The following is a 16,389-nucleotide window of genomic DNA, read 5'->3' on the forward strand; positions in this document are numbered from 1 at the left end:
TCATGCCTTCAATCCTGCGTGTAGATCCTGCAAGCGACGCACGGTCTTCTCGGGACCGAACTTCAGCGCTTCACAGATGGCTTCGCCAGCAGCAATGGTGGTGGTGCAGTAAATCTTGTGCTGCAGGGCATTACGACGAATGGAGTACGAATCAGCAATCGACTGACGACCTTCGGTGGTGTTGATGATCAGGGTGACTTCGTCATTCTTGATCATGTCGACCACGTGCGGACGACCCTCGGTCACCTTGTTCACACGGCGCACTTTCAGGCCTGCAGCCTCGATCAGCTTGGCAGTACCGGCAGTGGCGACCACTTCGAAGCCCAAGTTGATCAGATCACGGGCCACGCCCGCAACCAGCGGCTTGTCGTCGTCACGCACGCTGATGAACGCAGTACCGCCGGTCGGCAGCACTTCGCTCGCGCCCATCTGGGCCTTGGCGAACGCTTCACCGAAGGTGTCGCCCACGCCCATCACTTCACCGGTGGACTTCATCTCAGGGCCGAGGATCGGGTCAACGCCTGGGAATTTGGCGAACGGGAACACCGCCTCTTTCACGCTGTAGAAGTTTGGAATGATTTCCTTGGTGAAGCCGATTTCCTTCAAGGTCTTACCGGCCATGACGCGAGCCGCGATCATTGCCAGGGAAACACCGATGCACTTGGACACGAACGGCACAGTGCGGGAAGCGCGCGGGTTGACTTCGATGACGTAGATGTCGTCGCCTTGCAGCGCCAACTGTACGTTCATCAGGCCGATCACGCCGAGCTCCAGGGCCATTTTCTTGACCTGTTCGCGCATCTCGTCCTGGATGTGCGCCGGCAGCGAGTACGGCGGCAGCGAGCACGCGGAGTCACCGGAGTGAACACCAGCCTGCTCGATGTGCTGCATGATCGCGCCGATTACCACGTCCTTGCCGTCGCAGACCGCATCCACGTCCATTTCGATGGCGCAGTTGAGGAAGTGGTCCAGCAGCACCGGGCTGTCGTTGGACACTTGAACCGCTTCACGCAGGTAGCGCTTGAGCTCTTCTTCTTCGTAGACGATTTCCATCGCGCGGCCGCCCAGTACATAGGACGGGCGCACCACCAGCGGGTAACCGATCTTGCTGGCGGCACGAATGGCTTCGTCTTCACTGCGCACGGTGGCGTTTGGCGGCTGACGCAGGTTCAGGCGCTGGACCATCTGCTGGAAACGCTCACGGTCTTCGGCACGGTCGATGGCGTCAGGACTGGTGCCGATGATCGGCACGCCAGCTGCTTCCAGGGCACGCGCCAGTTTCAGCGGAGTCTGGCCGCCGTACTGGACGATCACGCCTTTTGGCTTCTCGACGCGGACGATTTCCAGCACGTCTTCCAGGGTCACTGGTTCGAAGTACAGGCGATCGGAAGTGTCGTAGTCGGTGGAAACGGTTTCCGGGTTGCAGTTGACCATGATGGTCTCGTAGCCGTCATCGCGCAGGGCCAGTGCCGCGTGTACGCAGCAGTAGTCGAACTCGATGCCCTGGCCGATACGGTTAGGACCGCCACCCAGGATCATGATCTTGTCGCGACCCGATGGCGCCGCTTCGCACTCTTCCTCGTACGTCGAGTAGAGGTAGGCAGTATCGGTGGCGAACTCGGCGGCGCAGGTGTCGACGCGCTTGTAGACCGGGAAGATTTCCAGCTTGTGACGGTGAGCGCGCAAGCTCTTTTCGGTCACACCCAGCAATTTGGCCAGGCGCATATCGGAGAAGCCTTTGCGCTTGAGGCGGAACATCAGATCGCGGTCGATGCTGGTCAGGCCCAGGGTCTTGACCTTCTCTTCTTCCTTGATCAGGTCTTCCATCTGCACCAGGAACCAAGGGTCGATCATGGTCATGCCGAAGATGTCTTCGACGGTCATGCCGGCGCGCATCGCGTCCGCCACGTACCAGATACGCTCGGCGCCCGGCACGGTCAGCTCGCGCTTGAGTACGCTCATGCTTTCCGGGTTGGCCAGATCAACCTTCTCGTCCAGACCGCAAACGCCCACTTCCAGACCGCGCAGGGCTTTCTGCAGGGATTCCTGGAAGGTACGGCCGATGGCCATGACTTCACCGACCGACTTCATTTGAGTGGTCAGGCGGGCGTCGGCTTTCGGGAATTTCTCGAAGGCAAAACGCGGCAACTTGGTGACGACGTAGTCGATGGACGGCTCGAAGGACGCCGGGGTCTTGCCGCCGGTGATGTCGTTCGACAGCTCGTCCAGGGTGTAACCCACAGCCAGCTTGGCCGCGACCTTGGCGATCGGGAAACCGGTGGCTTTCGAAGCCAGCGCCGAGGAACGCGATACTCGCGGGTTCATCTCGATCACGACCATGCGGCCGGTGTTCGGGCAGATGCCGAACTGAACGTTGGAACCGCCGGTTTCCACGCCGATCTCGCGCAGTACCGCCAGGGAGGCGTTACGCAGGATCTGGTATTCCTTGTCGGTCAGGGTCTGTGCCGGAGCCACGGTGATCGAGTCACCGGTGTGCACACCCATCGGGTCGAAGTTTTCGATGGAGCAGACGATGATGCAGTTGTCCTTCTTATCGCGGACAACCTCCATCTCGTATTCTTTCCAGCCGATCAGCGATTCGTCGATCAGCAGCTCTTTGGTCGGCGACAGGTCCAGACCACGGGCGCAGATTTCTTCGAACTCTTCACGGTTGTAAGCGATACCGCCACCGGTGCCGCCCATGGTGAAGGACGGACGGATGATGCACGGGAAGCCGAGCTTCTCGAGGACCGCATTGGCCTCTTCCATGCTGTGGGCGATACCGGAACGCGGGCACGCCAGGCCGATGGACTTCATCGCCTTGTCGAAACGCGAACGGTCTTCAGCCTTGTCGATGGTGTCGGCGTTGGCACCGATCATCTCTACGCCGAACTTCTCCAGAACGCCTTCGCGCTCCAGGTCCAGGGCGCAGTTCAGAGCGGTCTGGCCACCCATGGTCGGCAGCAGCGCGTCCGGACGCTCTTTTTCGATGATCTTGGCAACGGTCTGCCACTTGATCGGCTCGATGTAGGTGGCGTCGGCCATGGCCGGGTCGGTCATGATGGTGGCCGGGTTGGAGTTCACCAGGATGACGCGGTAACCCTCCTCGCGCAGGGCTTTACAGGCCTGGGCGCCGGAGTAGTCGAATTCGCAGGCCTGGCCGATCACGATCGGGCCAGCGCCGAGAATCAGGATGCTTTTAATGTCTGTACGTTTTGGCATGGGTTTGTCACTCAAATCCGCAGGTCAGTCGGCAAGCCGTCTTGTTCAATCTCTGAAGCCTTGAGGGGGCCGCCGGTACGGGGCCACCCTCAAGCTTTGCTACATCAGGGCGAGCGATCAGCGTCGCTTGGCCATCTCGGTGATGAAGCGATCGAACAATGGCGCTACGTCGTTCGGGCCAGGGCTGGCTTCCGGGTGACCCTGGAAGCTGAAGGCGCTCTTGTCGGTACGCTCGATACCTTGCAGGGTGCCGTCGAACAGCGATTTGTGGATCGCGCGAACGTTGGCCGGCAGGGTCGCTTCGTCTACGGCAAAACCGTGGTTCTGGCTGGTGATCATCACCACGCCGCTGTCCAGATCCTGGACGGGGTGGTTGGCACCGTGGTGGCCGTGACCCATTTTCAGGGTCTTGGCGCCGGAGGCCAGGGCCAGCAGCTGGTGACCGAGGCAGATACCGAAGACCGGGATCTCGGTTTCCAGCACGTCCTTGATCGCCTGGATCGCGTAGTCGCAAGGCTCCGGATCACCAGGGCCGTTGGACAGGAACACGCCGTCCGGCTTCAGCGCCAACACGTCGGCGGCAGGGGTTTGCGCGGGCACGACGGTCACGCGGCAACCGCGCTCGACCAGCATGCGCAGGATGTTCACCTTGACGCCGTAGTCGTAGGCAACCACGTGGTACGGCAGCTCAGAGGCTTCGATGGTCGCGTGGCCGTCGGTTTTCAGATCCCAGACAGTCGAGCGCCACTCGTAGCTTTCCTTGGTGCTGACGACTTTCGCCAGGTCCATGCCTTTCAGACCAGGGAAACCCTGGGCGGCGGCGATGGCGGCAGCTTCGGAAATGTTGTCACCGGCCATGATGCAGCCGTTCTGCGCGCCTTTTTCACGCAGGATGCGCGTCAGGCGGCGGGTGTCGATACCGGCGATGGCCACAACATTGTTGGCCTTCAGGTAGTCGGACAGGGACATCGTGTTACGCCAGTTGCTCGCCACCAGCGGCAGGTCACGGATGACCAGGCCGGCAGACCAGACGCGGTTGGACTCGGCGTCTTCCGGCGTGGTGCCGGTGTTGCCGATGTGCGGGTAAGTCAGGGTAACGATTTGTTGGGCGTAGGAAGGATCGGTAAGGATTTCCTGATAGCCGGTCATTGCGGTGTTGAACACCACCTCACCAACGGTTTGACCGTCGGCTCCAATGGCTTCGCCGCGAAAAATGCTGCCATCAGCAAGGGCGAGTATGGCTGGCTTAGTCAAGAAGACCTCCCGTAAATAAAGCCTGAAAGGGCGATCGCAGGTTGTAAAAAAGCGGAGTGACGTATGGACACGTCACCCCGCTTGTTCACTGAATTATTCTGCGCGCTTTTAGTGGACACACTAAAGCTGTAGCTTACAGAAAAAGGCTTTTTTGGTCTACCGCCAATGAGCCTTAAAGGCTGGAGAATGCGACAGGACGTCGCCTGGCGGAACAAAACCGGGCTCAAACGCGGTGCGCGAGCCCGATTTCGGGTGCATCTTAACGCAGATCGAGCACGTCTTGCATGTCGTAAAGGCCAGGCTCGCGCCCATCCAGCCACAAAGCAGCACGTACCGCGCCCTTGGCGAACGTCATGCGACTGGACGCCTTGTGAGTGATCTCGACACGCTCGCCGTCGGCGGCGAACAGCACGGTGTGATCACCGACGATGTCGCCAGCACGAACCGTAGCGAAACCAATGGTCTCGCGATCACGAGCGCCGGTCTGGCCCTCGCGGCCATACACCGCCACCTTCTTCAGATCACGCCCCAGCGCATCGGCAATTACCTCGCCCATGCGCACGGCAGTGCCGGACGGCGCATCGACCTTATGCCGATGGTGAGCTTCGGTAATTTCGATATCGACATCGTCGCCCAAAACGCGAGCGGCCGTGTCGAGCAGCTTCAGGCAGAGGTTGACCCCGACACTGAAGTTGGCCGCGAAGACAATCGGAATGTCCTTGCCCGCTTCCGCCAGCAATTGCTTTTCTTCAACGCTGAAACCGGTGGTACCGATGATCATGGCCTTGCCGTGCTTGCGGCAGAAAGCCAGGTTCTTCAGGGTCACCGTCGGGTGCGTGAAGTCGATCAGCACGTCGAACTCGTCGACCACCCGATCCAGATCACCGGACAGGGGCACGCCGATACGACCCAGCGCAGCCAGCTCACCGGCATCCGCGCCGACCAACGTGCTGTCGGGACGATCCACCGCCGCCGTCAGACCGGCGCCCGGGGTTTGCTGCACCGCTTCAATCAGGGTCTTGCCCATGCGCCCGGCGGCGCCCATCACTGCAATACGTCGCATGCCTGTCTCCTTACAAATCGCCGAAGAAGCGCTTCACGCCTTCGAACCAACCGGTGGTTTTTGGCGAATGGCTGTTGTCATCCGCCAGCGAACTACGGAACTCCTCGAGCATTTCACGCTGGCGACGGCTCAGGTTGACCGGAGTCTCGACCGCCACACGGCACATCAGGTCACCGGCACCGCCGCCACGCACAGGCGCGACACCCTTGCCACGCACACGGAACTGCTTGCCGGTCTGAGTCCCCTCAGGGATCTTCAGCTTGACCCGACCATCAAGAGTCGGAATCTCCAGCTCGCCACCCAGCGCCGCATCGACGAAGCTGATCGGCACTTCGCAGAACAGATGCTTGCCATCGCGCTGGAAAATCGAGTGCTCGCGCACATTGATCACCACGTACAGGTCGCCCGTCGGGCCACCTTGAGCGCCTGCTTCGCCTTCGCCGGACAGACGAATGCGGTCACCGGTATCGACACCGGCCGGCACTTTCACCGACAGGGTCTTGTACTCTTCGACACGACCTTCGCCGTGGCAGGAGTCGCACGGATCGGAAATGATCTTGCCCTGGCCATGGCAGCGCGGGCAGGTTTGCTGCACCGAGAAGAAGCCTTGCTGCATGCGCACCTGGCCGATACCGCCGCACGTCGGGCAGGTCACCGGCGCGGAGCCTTTCTTGGCGCCGGAGCCGTCACAAGGCTTGCAGTTGACCAGCGTCGGAACGCGGATATTCACGGTCGTACCGCGCACCGCCTCTTCGAGGTCCAGTTCCAGGGTGTAGCGCAAGTCACTGCCGCGCTGAGCGCCGCCACGGGAACCGCCGCGACCGCCACCGAAGAAGTCACTGAAGACATCACCAAAGATGTCGGAGAAGTTCTGACCGCCGAAACCGGCACCGCCACCACCCATGCTCGGATCGACACCGGCATGGCCGTACTGGTCGTACGCCGCGCGCTTGCTGGAGTCGGACAGCACTTCGTAGGCCTCGTTGGCCTCCTTGAACATCTCTTCCGACGCCTTGTCATCGGGATTACGGTCCGGGTGGTGCTTCATCGCCAGGCGACGGTAAGCCTTCTTCAGGTCCGCTTCGCTTGAGCCACGCTCAACACCCAACACTTCGTAATAGTCACGCTTTGCCATAAGTCTTCGCACTCTTGAGGACGTCCGACAAAACCCTCCTGAGTTTGCCGAACTCGTTGAGCCCCAATACAGGCCCGGACCCAACTCACGTCAATTCAACGATCCTGGTCTTTATTTCGATGGCACTTTCAGCTCGGAAAGCAGGAGCATTCCCGACCATGCCGACAACACGCGAACCGTGTCGCATGCTGTAAAAATTCGCGTATTCCAGATACGCCAACGCGGGAGCAAGCTCCCGCGCGGCGACATCCTACCAGTCACCGCCTGAAGGCAGTCAACCGGCCGACCAACAACTTACTTGTGGTCTTTGACTTCTTCGAACTCGGCATCGACAACGTCGTCAGCCTTCTCAGCCGATTCGCCCTGCGGTGCAGCGCCTTCAGCAGGCTGAGCCTGTTCGGCGTACATCTTCTGCGCCACTGGAGCGGAGACTTTCGACAGCTCTTCAACCTTGGCGTCGATAGCAGCCTTGTCGTCGCCTTTGACAGCGGCTTCCAGGGCAACTACGGCTGCTTCGATTGCCGTCTTCTCTTCGGCAGTCACTTTATCGCCAGCATCGGTAACCATTTTGCGCGTCGAGTGAACCAGTGCGTCGCCCTGGTTACGGGCAGCGGCCAGCTCTTCGAACTTGCGGTCTTCCTCGGCGTTCGCCTCGGCATCACGCACCATGCGCTCGATTTCTTCGTCGGACAGACCGGAGTTGGCCTTGATCACGATCGACTGAGTCTTGCCGGTAGCCTTGTCCTTCGCACCGACGTGCAGGATGCCGTTGGCGTCGATGTCGAAGGTCACTTCGATCTGCGGCACACCACGTGGAGCTGGTGGAATGTCGGCCAGGTCGAACTTGCCCAGGGACTTGTTCTGTGCGGCTTGCTTGCGCTCGCCTTGCAGCACGTGAATGGTCACGGCGCCCTGGTTGTCGTCGGCAGTCGAGAACACTTGCGATTTCTTGGTAGGAATCGTGGTGTTTTTCTCGATCAGCGCGGTCATCACGCCACCCATGGTTTCGATACCCAGGGTCAGCGGGCTGACGTCGAGCAGCAGAACGTCCTTCACGTCACCGGCCAGTACCGCACCCTGGATGGCAGCACCCATGGCAACCGCTTCGTCCGGGTTGACGTCTTTACGAGCTTCTTTACCGAAGAACTCGGTCACCAGCTTCTGAACCAGTGGCATACGGGTCTGACCGCCTACCAGGATCACATCGTTGATCGCGCCAACGTCGATACCGGCATCTTTCATTGCGATGCGGCAAGGTTCGATGGTGCGCTGAACCAGGTCTTCCACCAGCGCTTCGAGCTTGGCGCGGGAGATCTTCACGTTCAAGTGCTTGGGACCGGTGGCGTCTGCAGTGATGTACGGCAGGTTCACGTCGGTCGACTGGCTCGAGGACAGTTCGATCTTGGCTTTTTCAGCGGCTTCTTTCAGGCGCTGCATGGCCAGCGGGTCGCCCTTGAGGTTCATGCCGCTTTCTTTCTTGAATTCGTCGACGAGGTAGTCGATCAGACGAATGTCAAAGTCTTCACCGCCCAGGAACGTGTCACCGTTGGTGGCCAGCACTTCGAACTGGTGCTCGCCATCGACTTCAGCGATCTCGATCACGGAAACGTCGAAAGTACCACCGCCCAGGTCGTAAACGATCACGGTGTGATCGCCCTTGGCCTTGTCCATACCGTAAGCCAGAGCAGCTGCGGTTGGTTCGTTGATGATACGTTTTACGTCCAGGCCAGCGATGCGGCCGGCGTCTTTGGTGGCCTGACGCTGGCTGTCGTTGAAGTAGGCCGGAACGGTGATCACCGCTTCAGTCACGGTCTCGCCGAGGTAGTCTTCGGCGGTCTTCTTCATTTTCTTCAGGATTTCAGCCGAGATTTGTGGCGGTGCCATTTTCTGGCCGTTCACTTCAACCCAGGCGTCGCTGTTGTCAGCCTTGACGATCTTGTAAGGGACCATCTGAATGTCTTTCTGTACGACTTCTTCGTCGAAACGACGACCGATCAGACGCTTCACCGCGTACAGGGTGTTATGCGGATTGGTCACGGCCTGACGCTTGGCCGACTGGCCAACCAGGATTTCGCCATCGTTGGCGTAAGCGATGATCGACGGCGTAGTACGCGCGCCTTCAGCGTTTTCAATAACTTTTGCCTTGCCGTTTTCCAGCACGGAGACGCAGGAGTTGGTAGTCCCCAGGTCGATACCGATAATTTTGCCCATGTTCACTCTCCCGAAACTTTGGATTTGGTTGCCGCAGCAGTGGTGGCTAACTGCGGTAGCACTTAAACGCTTGACTTATAAATGGGGGCCTTGCGGCGGATTTCAAGCCTGCTCGTCAATCGAAGGCGAAACCGGCGCAGGCGCCTTGCTGACCACGACCATCGCCGGGCGCAGCAGGCGGCCATTGAGCTGATAGCCCTTCTGGAACACCTTCAGAACGCTGTTCGGCTCGACATCGGCGCTTTCCTGCATGGCCATCGCCTGATGGAGAACGGCGTTGAACGGTTCGCCATGGGGATCGATCGCTTCAAGCTGATAACGCTTGAGGGTGTCCTGGAACATTTTCAGGGTCAGCTCGATGCCTTCGCGCATCGGACGGATGCTTTCGTCGTCCGGGCTGGACAATTCCAGGCCGCGCTCCAGGCTGTCGACGATCGGCAGCAAGTCGCCGGCGAATTTTTCCAGCGCGAACTTGTGAGCCTTCTCCACATCCTGCTCGGCGCGACGGCGGACGTTCTGCAGATCGGCGGCTACACGCAAAGCCTGATCCTGAGCGCCTGCCAGTTGCTCTTCGAGCACTTGTACACGAGCCGCCAGGTCATCACCCGAAGCCTCGGGCGCCTGGTTGGCGTCTGGGTTTTGCGTATCCACTGTCTGTTCGTCAGCCATAGATTTCTCCTTTCAATTTCGTCCGCGAGCTCAACTCGCGCTTCTGCCCAGCTATATGGGGCCGCAAAATCCGGCTTCAAGGGGGCTCAACGATTAACCCTACAAAAAACAACTGCTTTGTCATTGCCGGTCGCGATAAGACTTTCGTCGGACCGAGCGAATCGAGCTAACGAGGGGCATTGTCAGCCAGAAACAAAACACTGTATAAATAACCAGACCTAACACCTGGGAGCGGCCCATATGCTGGTGCACCTGTCCGTACACAACTACGCCATCGTTGAACATCTCGATCTCGAACTCGATCGCGGGATGAGCGTGATCACCGGGGAAACCGGCGCGGGCAAGTCGATCATGCTCGACGCGCTGGGCCTGACCCTGGGCGATCGCGCCGACAGCGGCGTGGTCCGCCCCGGCGCCGACAAGGCCGACATCCTGGCCACCTTCGATCTGGTCGACATTCCGGAAGCCAGCGCCTGGCTGGCCGAGCGCGACCTCGAAAACGACGGTCCGTGCATCCTGCGCCGGGTCATCACATCCGAAGGGCGCTCGCGCGGCTACATCAACGGCACGCCCTGCCCGCTGGGCGACCTCAAGGCGCTGGGCGAGCTGCTGATCGACATTCACAGCCAGCACGAACACCAGTCCCTGCTCAAGACCGATACCCACCGTCGCCTGCTCGATGAATATGCCGGCGCGACCGATCTGGCCCGTCAGGTTCAACTCGCCGCCCAGCGCTGGCGCCAGACCCGCCAGGAGCTGGAGCGACTCTCCAACTCCGGCGACGAGCAACGCGCCCGACATCAGTTGCTCAGCTATCAACTCGAAGAACTGGAAAACCTTGGCCTTGGCGACAACGAACTGGAGCAGCTGGAGCAGGAACACAAGAACCTGACCAACGCCGAGACCTTGCTCGGCATCTGCCGGCAAGTCGTCGAGCAATGCAGTGAAAGTGATTCCGGGAATGTGTTGAATGCGCTAACAGCCAGCCTCAACCGCCTTTCCAGCGTGAACAATTCAGTCGGCGCTCTGGGCGAAGCCAGCAGCCTGCTGACCAGCGCACAGATCCAGGTCGAAGAAGCTGTTGGCGAACTCAATCGCTTTCTCGACAATTTCGATGCAGACCCCGCCCGCCTGCAATATCTGGAAGAACGCCTCGACGCGATCTACACCCTGGCGCGCAAACACCGCATCCAGCCGACCGAAGTCGCCGAGATGCAGCAGAAACTGCTGGATGAAATCGAAACCCTCAATGCCAACGACGAATCCATCGAGCGACTGAGCGACGAGCTGTCTTCATACGCTCGCCATTACCAGGAAAGGGCTCGCGAGCTGAGCGATCTGCGCCATCAAGCCTCGAGTAGCCTGGCCAGCGCCGTGGAGCAGGAAATCCAGCGCCTGGGCATGCCTGGCGGGCGTTTCACCATCGAGTTGCGCCCAAACAGCAGCGACGAACTGCTGCCTAACGGGCTTGAACAGGTTGAACTGCTGGTCAGCGCCAACCCGGGCCAACCGTTGAAAGCCTTGGCAAAAGTCGCATCCGGAGGCGAGCTGTCGCGGATCAGCCTGGCGATCCAGGTGATCACCGCACAGACCTCCCGTGTACCGACCCTGGTGTTCGACGAAGTCGACGTCGGCATTGGCGGCCCGACCGCGGAAATCGTCGGCCAGCTGCTGCGCAGGCTCGGCGAGCGCGGGCAGGTACTGACTGTGACCCACTTACCGCAAGTGGCGGCGCAAGGTCATCAGCATCTATTTGTGCACAAAGTGCGCGGCGAAGACGCCACCCGCACGGCCGTATCCAAATTGAGCAAAAACGATCGCGTCGAAGAAGTCGCACGAATGCTGGGCGGCATCGATCTCACCAAGGAGTCCCTGGCGCATGCCAAAAAAATGGTGGTCGCCGCAAAAGCCTGAATAAATAAAGGCAGAAAGCACGAAGGCGACCCTGGGGTCGCCTTCGTTCGTTTCGCGAACTGATGTTCGCGCGACATGCTTACTTTTTCTTGCGCACGTACAGCACCAGATTGTGATCAACCATCTCGAAGCCATACTTGTCGACGATTGCTTTCTGAAGCCGCTCGATTTCTTCGTCGAAGAATTCGATCACTTCGCTGGTTTCGACGTTGACCATATGGTCGTGATGCTTGCCGTCGTCCAGCTCGAAGACCGCATGGCCTCCGTCGAAGTTGTGCCGCACCACAAGGCCAGCTGCCTCGAACTGGGTCAGAACACGGTAAACCGTGGCCAGACCGACGTCCTCACCAGCCTCCATAAGGGCCTTGTAGACATCCTCGGCACTCATGTGGCGTTGCTCGGCGGAATCGAGCATTTGCAAAATTTTGACCCGTGGCAGGGTCACTTTGAGGCCGGCTTTGCGTAGTTCGCTATTTTCAACCATGGTCAGCTTTCTCGCGATGCTGCTTCGCAGCTTCTCTTAATGCGGGTATGATCGGCGTTTACGTTGTCCCAGCCAAGATAGTGGAAGTCGCCCACCGATGCAAAACACCAAGCTCTTGCTAACCAGTTTCACCTTTGTGGGACTGCTCGCACTCGCCGGTTGTTCATTCCCCGGGGTTTACAAAATCGACATCCAGCAGGGCAATGTCGTCACGCAGGACATGATAGACCAGTTACGCCCGGGAATGACCCGTAAGCAAGTACGGTTTATCATGGGCAACCCTCTGCTGACCGACACGTTCCATGCCGATCGCTGGGATTATCTGTACAGCCTGCAACCGGGTGGCGGTGAACGCCAACAGGAACGCATTAGCGTTATCTTCAACCCAAATGATCAGCTTGTCAGCCTCTCCGGTGATTTCATGCCCGGCGTGAGCCGTGACGAAGCCATTCTCGGCAAGGACAGCGGCACGACAGTGGCCGCCCCGGCAGAAAACGTCGAGAAGCCAAAACCGGAAAAACCGGTCAAGCCAGGTTCGTTGCTGGATCAGATCCAGAAGGACGTCGACGGAGTAGAAACCGTTCCGGTCCCGACGCCGCAACCACTGGACACCTCGCCGCAATAATTTGCGACGCAATAAAAAGCCCGGCATGCCCGGGCTTTTTATTGTCTGGCGTTTCAGCCACTCACTGATTCCGCGCTTTGGCCTCGGCAGCTTTCGCTGCCCGCAGTCGGCGCACCTCTTTCGGATCAGCCAGCAACGGGCGGTAAATCTCGATGCGATCCCCCGCCTGGACTGCCCGACTTTCCGGGTCAGCCACCACCTTACCGAAGATCCCCACAGGGCAATGGGCCAGATCCAGCTCCGGAAACTCTTCAGCCACGGCCGACCTGAGCAAGGCCGCACGCACGGTCGTTCCGACAGGCACGGCCACTGTCAGCAGCACCTGACGGTCTACGGCCGCGTAGACCACCTCGACTTCAATCATTTCCTCAACCATGTATCTGCTTGGCGCGCTGGCAGAACGCATCCACCAAAGTGTTCGCCGCCTGATTGAACAGTGGCCCCAAGGTGGCACGAACCAGTGGCCCGGCATAATCGAACGACAGATCGAGGCTGATCTTGCAGGCTTTGTCAGTCAGCGCCTTGAATACCCAGATGCCATGCAATTGGGTGAAAGGACCCTCTTCGAGGTTCATTTCGATCGACTGCCCCGCAACCAGCGTGTTGCGCGTCACGAAATGCTGACTGAGGCCACCCTTCGCCACGCCGACGCTCGCCCGCATATGCTCAGGGGTGCTCTCCAGGATTTCGGCCGAGGAACACCACGGCAGAAACTCCGGATAGCGCGCCACGTCGTTGACCAGGTCATACAGCGCTTGCGCCGGGTACGGCAGCAAGGCCGAACGTGAAATGTGTGTCGTCATGTCAGCGTCACTTCCACAGCTGGGCGGCAAACACTACGAGAATGCCGATGGGCGCCACATAGCGCATCAAGAACAAGGACAGGCCAAACAGCGCAGGGTTGCGGATCGACAACTCGTCGCGCACCGCTTCACGCCCCATGATCCAGCCCGCAAACACCACGAAACACAAACCGCCAAGCGGCAACATGAGTCGCGAGGTGAAGAAATCGATCACACCGAAGAAGTCCAGGCCACCGGTTGCTCCCCATTGGTAGAGGTGGAACATCCCGCCTTCGTTCACGAAGAACTTGGCCTCCTTCCAGATATTGAAGGAGAACACCGTGCCCAGGCCGACAAACCAGCAGCTGAAAGCCAGCCAAAAGGTGACCCAGGCACGACTCACTTTAGTGCGCTCGACCAGGTAGGCCACCATCGGCTCAAGCAGGGAGATCGCCGAACTCCAGGCAGCGACCGCCACCAGCACGAAGAACACCACCCCCATCAATTGCCCGAACGCCACGTTACCGAAGGCAAACGGCAGGCTGACAAACATCAGCCCCGGGCCTTCGCTCGGATTCAGGCCCGCTGCGAACACAATCGGAAACAACGCCAGACCGGCCACCAGGGAAACGAACGTGTCGAGCAGCGCCACGCCAACGACCGTCCCTGATATAGACGAGCTCTTCGGCATGTAGGCGCCGTAGATCATGATCGAGCCGACGCCCACGCTCAGGGAAAAGAACGCATGCCCCATCGCCGGCAGCAAGCCGTCCAGGACCTTTTCCGGGTGGAAGTCGAACATGAAATGCACGCCCTCCATGAAATGACCGGTAGTCATGCTGTAGCCCAGCAGCACCAGGATCATCACGAACAACAACGGCATCATGATGCGCAAACTGCGCTCAAGCCCGGCAACCACGCCCTTGGCGATCACCACAGCTGACAGCAGCATGAAAATCGTGTGCCAAAGTGTCAGGCGCCAGGGATCGGCGATCACATTGCCGAAGTAAGCCCCCACCTGATCAGGCGTCGCGCCCTGAAAATCGCCACGCCCCATGTCGATGATGTAGTCCAGCGACCAGCCACCGACCACACTGTAGAACGACAGGATCAGCAACGCCGTGATCATCCCGGCAAACGCGCCCCAGGACCATTTGGGTGAGTGCCCCGCCTCGGTCGCCAGGATCTTCAAGGCATTGGCCGGACTCTGCCGGGCACGCCGGCCGATCAGGGTTTCCGCCAGCATCACCGGCACCCCGATCAGCGCGATGCAGGCCAGGAACATCAGCACGAAAGCACCGCCGCCGTATACGCCGACCATGTACGGGAATTTCCAGATACTACCCAGCCCCACGGCCGAACCGGTCGCGGCGAGTATGAAGACCCAGCGGCTAGCCCAACTGCCGTGGACAGAAACCTTGTCTGTCGACATCGTTATCACGCCCAAGCGTTCAAAAAAGAGGCCGCATTGTCCGGGATTCAATCAACCTGCTCAAGCACGTAGCGATACCGTAGCCGACTCGCGTGCAAGTCCCTATAATGCCGCCCCTATGGCTAAACAGAAGAAACACCCAACAGGGACCATCGCGCAAAACAAAAAGGCGCGACACGATTACTTCATCGAACATCGGTTCGAGGCTGGTCTGGTCCTGGCCGGCTGGGAAGTAAAAAGTCTGCGGGCAAGCAAGCTGCAGCTGGTGGACAGCTACGTGCTGCTCAAGGATGGCGAAGCCTGGCTGCTCGGCAGCCACATTACGCCCCTGACGACCGCCAGTACCCACGTCATCGCGGATCCGGTGCGCACCCGTAAATTGCTGCTCAACCGGCGCGAGCTGGAAAAGCTGGCCGCGGCCGTGCAGCAAAAGGGTTACGCCTGCGTGTGCCTGTCCTGGTACTGGAGCAAGCACATGGTCAAGTGCGAGATCGCCCTGGGCAAGGGCAAGAAGGAATACGACAAGCGCGATACCGAACGCGAACGCGACGCTGGTCGCGAGTTGCAGCGTGCGGTGCGCAACAAGGGCAAGGAAGATTAATCTTTCGGCCTGATCGCGGCTTTTTGTGGCGAGGGAGCAAGCTCCCTCGCCACAGTGAACTGACTACATCCCCTTGCGCCGCTCCGCCCGGGCCACGCGCTGCACTTCCTGACGCACCTCTTCCAGCACCTCCTGCACATACAGAATGTGTCGACTGGAAACTTCCCGCGCCAGCTCCGCATGCCCTTCGATAATCGCCTGATACAACTCCCGATGCTGCGTGATCAGCATGTCGCGGGTTTCAGTGCGCTGCTTGTACATGCCACCGATGTTGGTCACCACATTGCGCTTGAGCAGGTCGAACAGCCCGCGAATGGTGTGCAGCAACACGGCATTGTGGCTGGCCTCGGCGATCGCCAGGTGAAAGCTTGCGTCCGCCGCCCCTTCTTCGGCACGACTCACCTCTTCGTGACGCGAATAACAGTCCTGCAATTCGTTGAATGCCGCGGTCAACCGCTCGCGATCCACATCCGTGGCACGCAGCGCCGCGTAGTAGGCGCAAGACGCCTCCAGCGTATGGCGAAACTCCAGCAGATCGCGCTGCGCCTCGGGGTTGCTTTCCAGCAGATGCAACAAGGGATCACTGAAGGTGCTACCCAGCGATTCCACCACATAGTTGCCGCCACCCTGGCGACTGACCAGCAGGCCCTTGGCGGTCAGCTTCTGAATGGCTTCGCGCAACGAAGGGCGTGACACGCCAAATTGCTCGGCCAGCGCGCGCTCGGCCGGCAAGCGCTCACCCGCTTTGAGCGTGCCCTCAAGGATCATGCCCTCAAGCTGCTCGACAATATCGTCAGACAAACGGCGCTGACGAATCTGATCAAACCCCATAACTCGATTACTCCACGATCCGACGGCTCGCCGGGGCTCTATTCTGGCCTATTGGCGCTGCGCCAGCACCTGCCATTGCGCATTTGGCAAGACCAGACAGACGACCTGCGCACTTCGCATTCGACAAAAGTTTTAGGGCGGCAAATTGACACACCGCCTACAAGGC

Annotated in this window: 14 protein-coding genes; 3 read left to right on the forward strand and 11 right to left on the reverse strand. The window is 59.7% G+C overall.

Annotated elements, in window-relative coordinates; translation table 11 throughout:
• From carB to grpE, 6 genes are all read right to left on the reverse strand, one after another.
• Positions 1 to 3,222, reverse strand: a complete 3,222-nt coding sequence (gene carB / locus BSF44_RS04230) for a carbamoyl-phosphate synthase large subunit (protein WP_095942405.1) — start codon at positions 3,220 to 3,222, stop codon at positions 1 to 3.
• 117 nt (positions 3,223 to 3,339) lie between these two features.
• Positions 3,340 to 4,476, reverse strand: a complete 1,137-nt coding sequence (gene carA, locus BSF44_RS04235) for a glutamine-hydrolyzing carbamoyl-phosphate synthase small subunit (protein WP_095942406.1) — start codon at positions 4,474 to 4,476, stop codon at positions 3,340 to 3,342.
• Positions 4,477 to 4,735: 259 nt separating this feature from the next.
• Positions 4,736 to 5,539, reverse strand: a complete 804-nt coding sequence (gene dapB / locus BSF44_RS04240) for a 4-hydroxy-tetrahydrodipicolinate reductase (protein ID WP_057716481.1) — start codon at positions 5,537 to 5,539, stop codon at positions 4,736 to 4,738.
• 10 nt (positions 5,540 to 5,549) lie between these two features.
• Positions 5,550 to 6,674: a molecular chaperone DnaJ gene (dnaJ, locus tag BSF44_RS04245; RefSeq protein ID WP_057716482.1), complete on the reverse strand. Its 1,125-nt coding sequence runs from the start codon at positions 6,672 to 6,674 to the stop codon at positions 5,550 to 5,552.
• A gap of 294 nt (positions 6,675 to 6,968) precedes the next feature.
• The gene (dnaK, locus tag BSF44_RS04250) at positions 6,969 to 8,885 is read right to left on the reverse strand and encodes a molecular chaperone DnaK (protein WP_007973133.1); all 1,917 of its coding nucleotides are present in this window, start codon (positions 8,883 to 8,885) and stop codon (positions 6,969 to 6,971) included.
• 102 nt (positions 8,886 to 8,987) lie between these two features.
• The gene (gene grpE / locus BSF44_RS04255; protein WP_095942407.1) at positions 8,988 to 9,554 is read right to left on the reverse strand and encodes a nucleotide exchange factor GrpE; all 567 of its coding nucleotides are present in this window, start codon (positions 9,552 to 9,554) and stop codon (positions 8,988 to 8,990) included.
• A gap of 240 nt (positions 9,555 to 9,794) precedes the next feature.
• On the opposite strand from grpE, the gene recN reads away from it, so the two are divergent.
• Positions 9,795 to 11,468: a DNA repair protein RecN gene (recN, locus tag BSF44_RS04260; RefSeq protein WP_095942408.1), complete on the forward strand. Its 1,674-nt coding sequence runs from the start codon at positions 9,795 to 9,797 to the stop codon at positions 11,466 to 11,468.
• A gap of 79 nt (positions 11,469 to 11,547) precedes the next feature.
• Here the strand turns inward: recN and fur are convergent, their stop codons facing one another.
• Positions 11,548 to 11,952 carry a ferric iron uptake transcriptional regulator gene (gene fur / locus BSF44_RS04265; RefSeq protein ID WP_003197684.1) on the reverse strand — a complete coding sequence of 135 codons (405 nt, stop codon included), beginning with the start codon at positions 11,950 to 11,952 and terminating at the stop codon, positions 11,548 to 11,550.
• Positions 11,953 to 12,049: 97 nt separating this feature from the next.
• Between fur and BSF44_RS04270 the strand changes: the two genes are divergently transcribed.
• Complete coding sequence (locus tag BSF44_RS04270; RefSeq protein WP_007973139.1) at positions 12,050 to 12,577, forward strand: outer membrane protein assembly factor BamE; 528 nt, start codon at positions 12,050 to 12,052, stop codon at positions 12,575 to 12,577.
• Positions 12,578 to 12,638: 61 nt separating this feature from the next.
• Here BSF44_RS04270 and BSF44_RS04275 read toward each other — a convergent pair whose 3' ends face one another.
• From BSF44_RS04275 to BSF44_RS04285, 3 genes are read right to left on the reverse strand one after another with little or no spacing between them, the layout of a single operon-like run.
• On the reverse strand, positions 12,639 to 12,953 hold the full coding sequence (locus tag BSF44_RS04275) for an RnfH family protein (RefSeq protein WP_095942409.1): 315 nt from the start codon (positions 12,951 to 12,953) through the stop codon (positions 12,639 to 12,641).
• Positions 12,946 to 13,380: a type II toxin-antitoxin system RatA family toxin gene (locus tag BSF44_RS04280; protein ID WP_095942410.1), complete on the reverse strand. Its 435-nt coding sequence runs from the start codon at positions 13,378 to 13,380 to the stop codon at positions 12,946 to 12,948. Before BSF44_RS04280 ends, BSF44_RS04275 begins: the two co-directional genes overlap by 8 nt.
• 7 nt (positions 13,381 to 13,387) lie before the next feature.
• Complete coding sequence (locus BSF44_RS04285; protein ID WP_095942411.1) at positions 13,388 to 14,791, reverse strand: sodium-dependent transporter; 1,404 nt, start codon at positions 14,789 to 14,791, stop codon at positions 13,388 to 13,390.
• Between the two features lie 118 nt (positions 14,792 to 14,909).
• On the opposite strand from BSF44_RS04285, the gene smpB reads away from it, so the two are divergent.
• Positions 14,910 to 15,392 carry an SsrA-binding protein SmpB gene (smpB, locus tag BSF44_RS04290; protein WP_008057382.1) on the forward strand — a complete coding sequence of 161 codons (483 nt, stop codon included), beginning with the start codon at positions 14,910 to 14,912 and terminating at the stop codon, positions 15,390 to 15,392.
• Between the two features lie 63 nt (positions 15,393 to 15,455).
• On the opposite strand, the gene BSF44_RS04295 is transcribed toward smpB, so the two are convergent.
• Complete coding sequence (locus BSF44_RS04295) at positions 15,456 to 16,223, reverse strand: GntR family transcriptional regulator (protein ID WP_095942412.1); 768 nt, start codon at positions 16,221 to 16,223, stop codon at positions 15,456 to 15,458.
• Between the last annotated feature and the right edge of the window lie 166 nt (positions 16,224 to 16,389).

Origin of the sequence: Pseudomonas sp. ACN8 (assembly GCF_002303925.1) — a bacterium.
Lineage (GTDB): Bacteria > Pseudomonadota > Gammaproteobacteria > Pseudomonadales > Pseudomonadaceae > Aquipseudomonas.

What these genes read in the sequence shown, in the direction of transcription:
- carB (WP_095942405.1), bottom strand. Translation starts at nt 3,222, where the DNA reads ATGCCAAAACGTACAGACATTAAAAGCATCCTGATTCTCGGCGCTGGC.
- dapB (WP_057716481.1), bottom strand. Translation starts at nt 5,539, where the DNA reads ATGCGACGTATTGCAGTGATGGGCGCCGCCGGGCGCATGGGCAAGACC.
- dnaJ (WP_057716482.1), bottom strand. Translation starts at nt 6,674, where the DNA reads ATGGCAAAGCGTGACTATTACGAAGTGTTGGGTGTTGAGCGTGGCTCA.
- dnaK (WP_007973133.1), bottom strand. Translation starts at nt 8,885, where the DNA reads ATGGGCAAAATTATCGGTATCGACCTGGGGACTACCAACTCCTGCGTC.
- grpE (WP_095942407.1), bottom strand. Translation starts at nt 9,554, where the DNA reads ATGGCTGACGAACAGACAGTGGATACGCAAAACCCAGACGCCAACCAG.
- recN (WP_095942408.1), top strand. Translation starts at nt 9,795, where the DNA reads ATGCTGGTGCACCTGTCCGTACACAACTACGCCATCGTTGAACATCTC.
- fur (WP_003197684.1), bottom strand. Translation starts at nt 11,952, where the DNA reads ATGGTTGAAAATAGCGAACTACGCAAAGCCGGCCTCAAAGTGACCCTG.
- BSF44_RS04270 (WP_007973139.1), top strand. Translation starts at nt 12,050, where the DNA reads ATGCAAAACACCAAGCTCTTGCTAACCAGTTTCACCTTTGTGGGACTG.
- BSF44_RS04275 (WP_095942409.1), bottom strand. Translation starts at nt 12,953, where the DNA reads ATGGTTGAGGAAATGATTGAAGTCGAGGTGGTCTACGCGGCCGTAGAC.
- BSF44_RS04280 (WP_095942410.1), bottom strand. Translation starts at nt 13,380, where the DNA reads ATGACGACACACATTTCACGTTCGGCCTTGCTGCCGTACCCGGCGCAA.
- BSF44_RS04285 (WP_095942411.1), bottom strand. Translation starts at nt 14,791, where the DNA reads ATGTCGACAGACAAGGTTTCTGTCCACGGCAGTTGGGCTAGCCGCTGG.
- smpB (WP_008057382.1), top strand. Translation starts at nt 14,910, where the DNA reads ATGGCTAAACAGAAGAAACACCCAACAGGGACCATCGCGCAAAACAAA.
- BSF44_RS04295 (WP_095942412.1), bottom strand. Translation starts at nt 16,223, where the DNA reads ATGGGGTTTGATCAGATTCGTCAGCGCCGTTTGTCTGACGATATTGTC.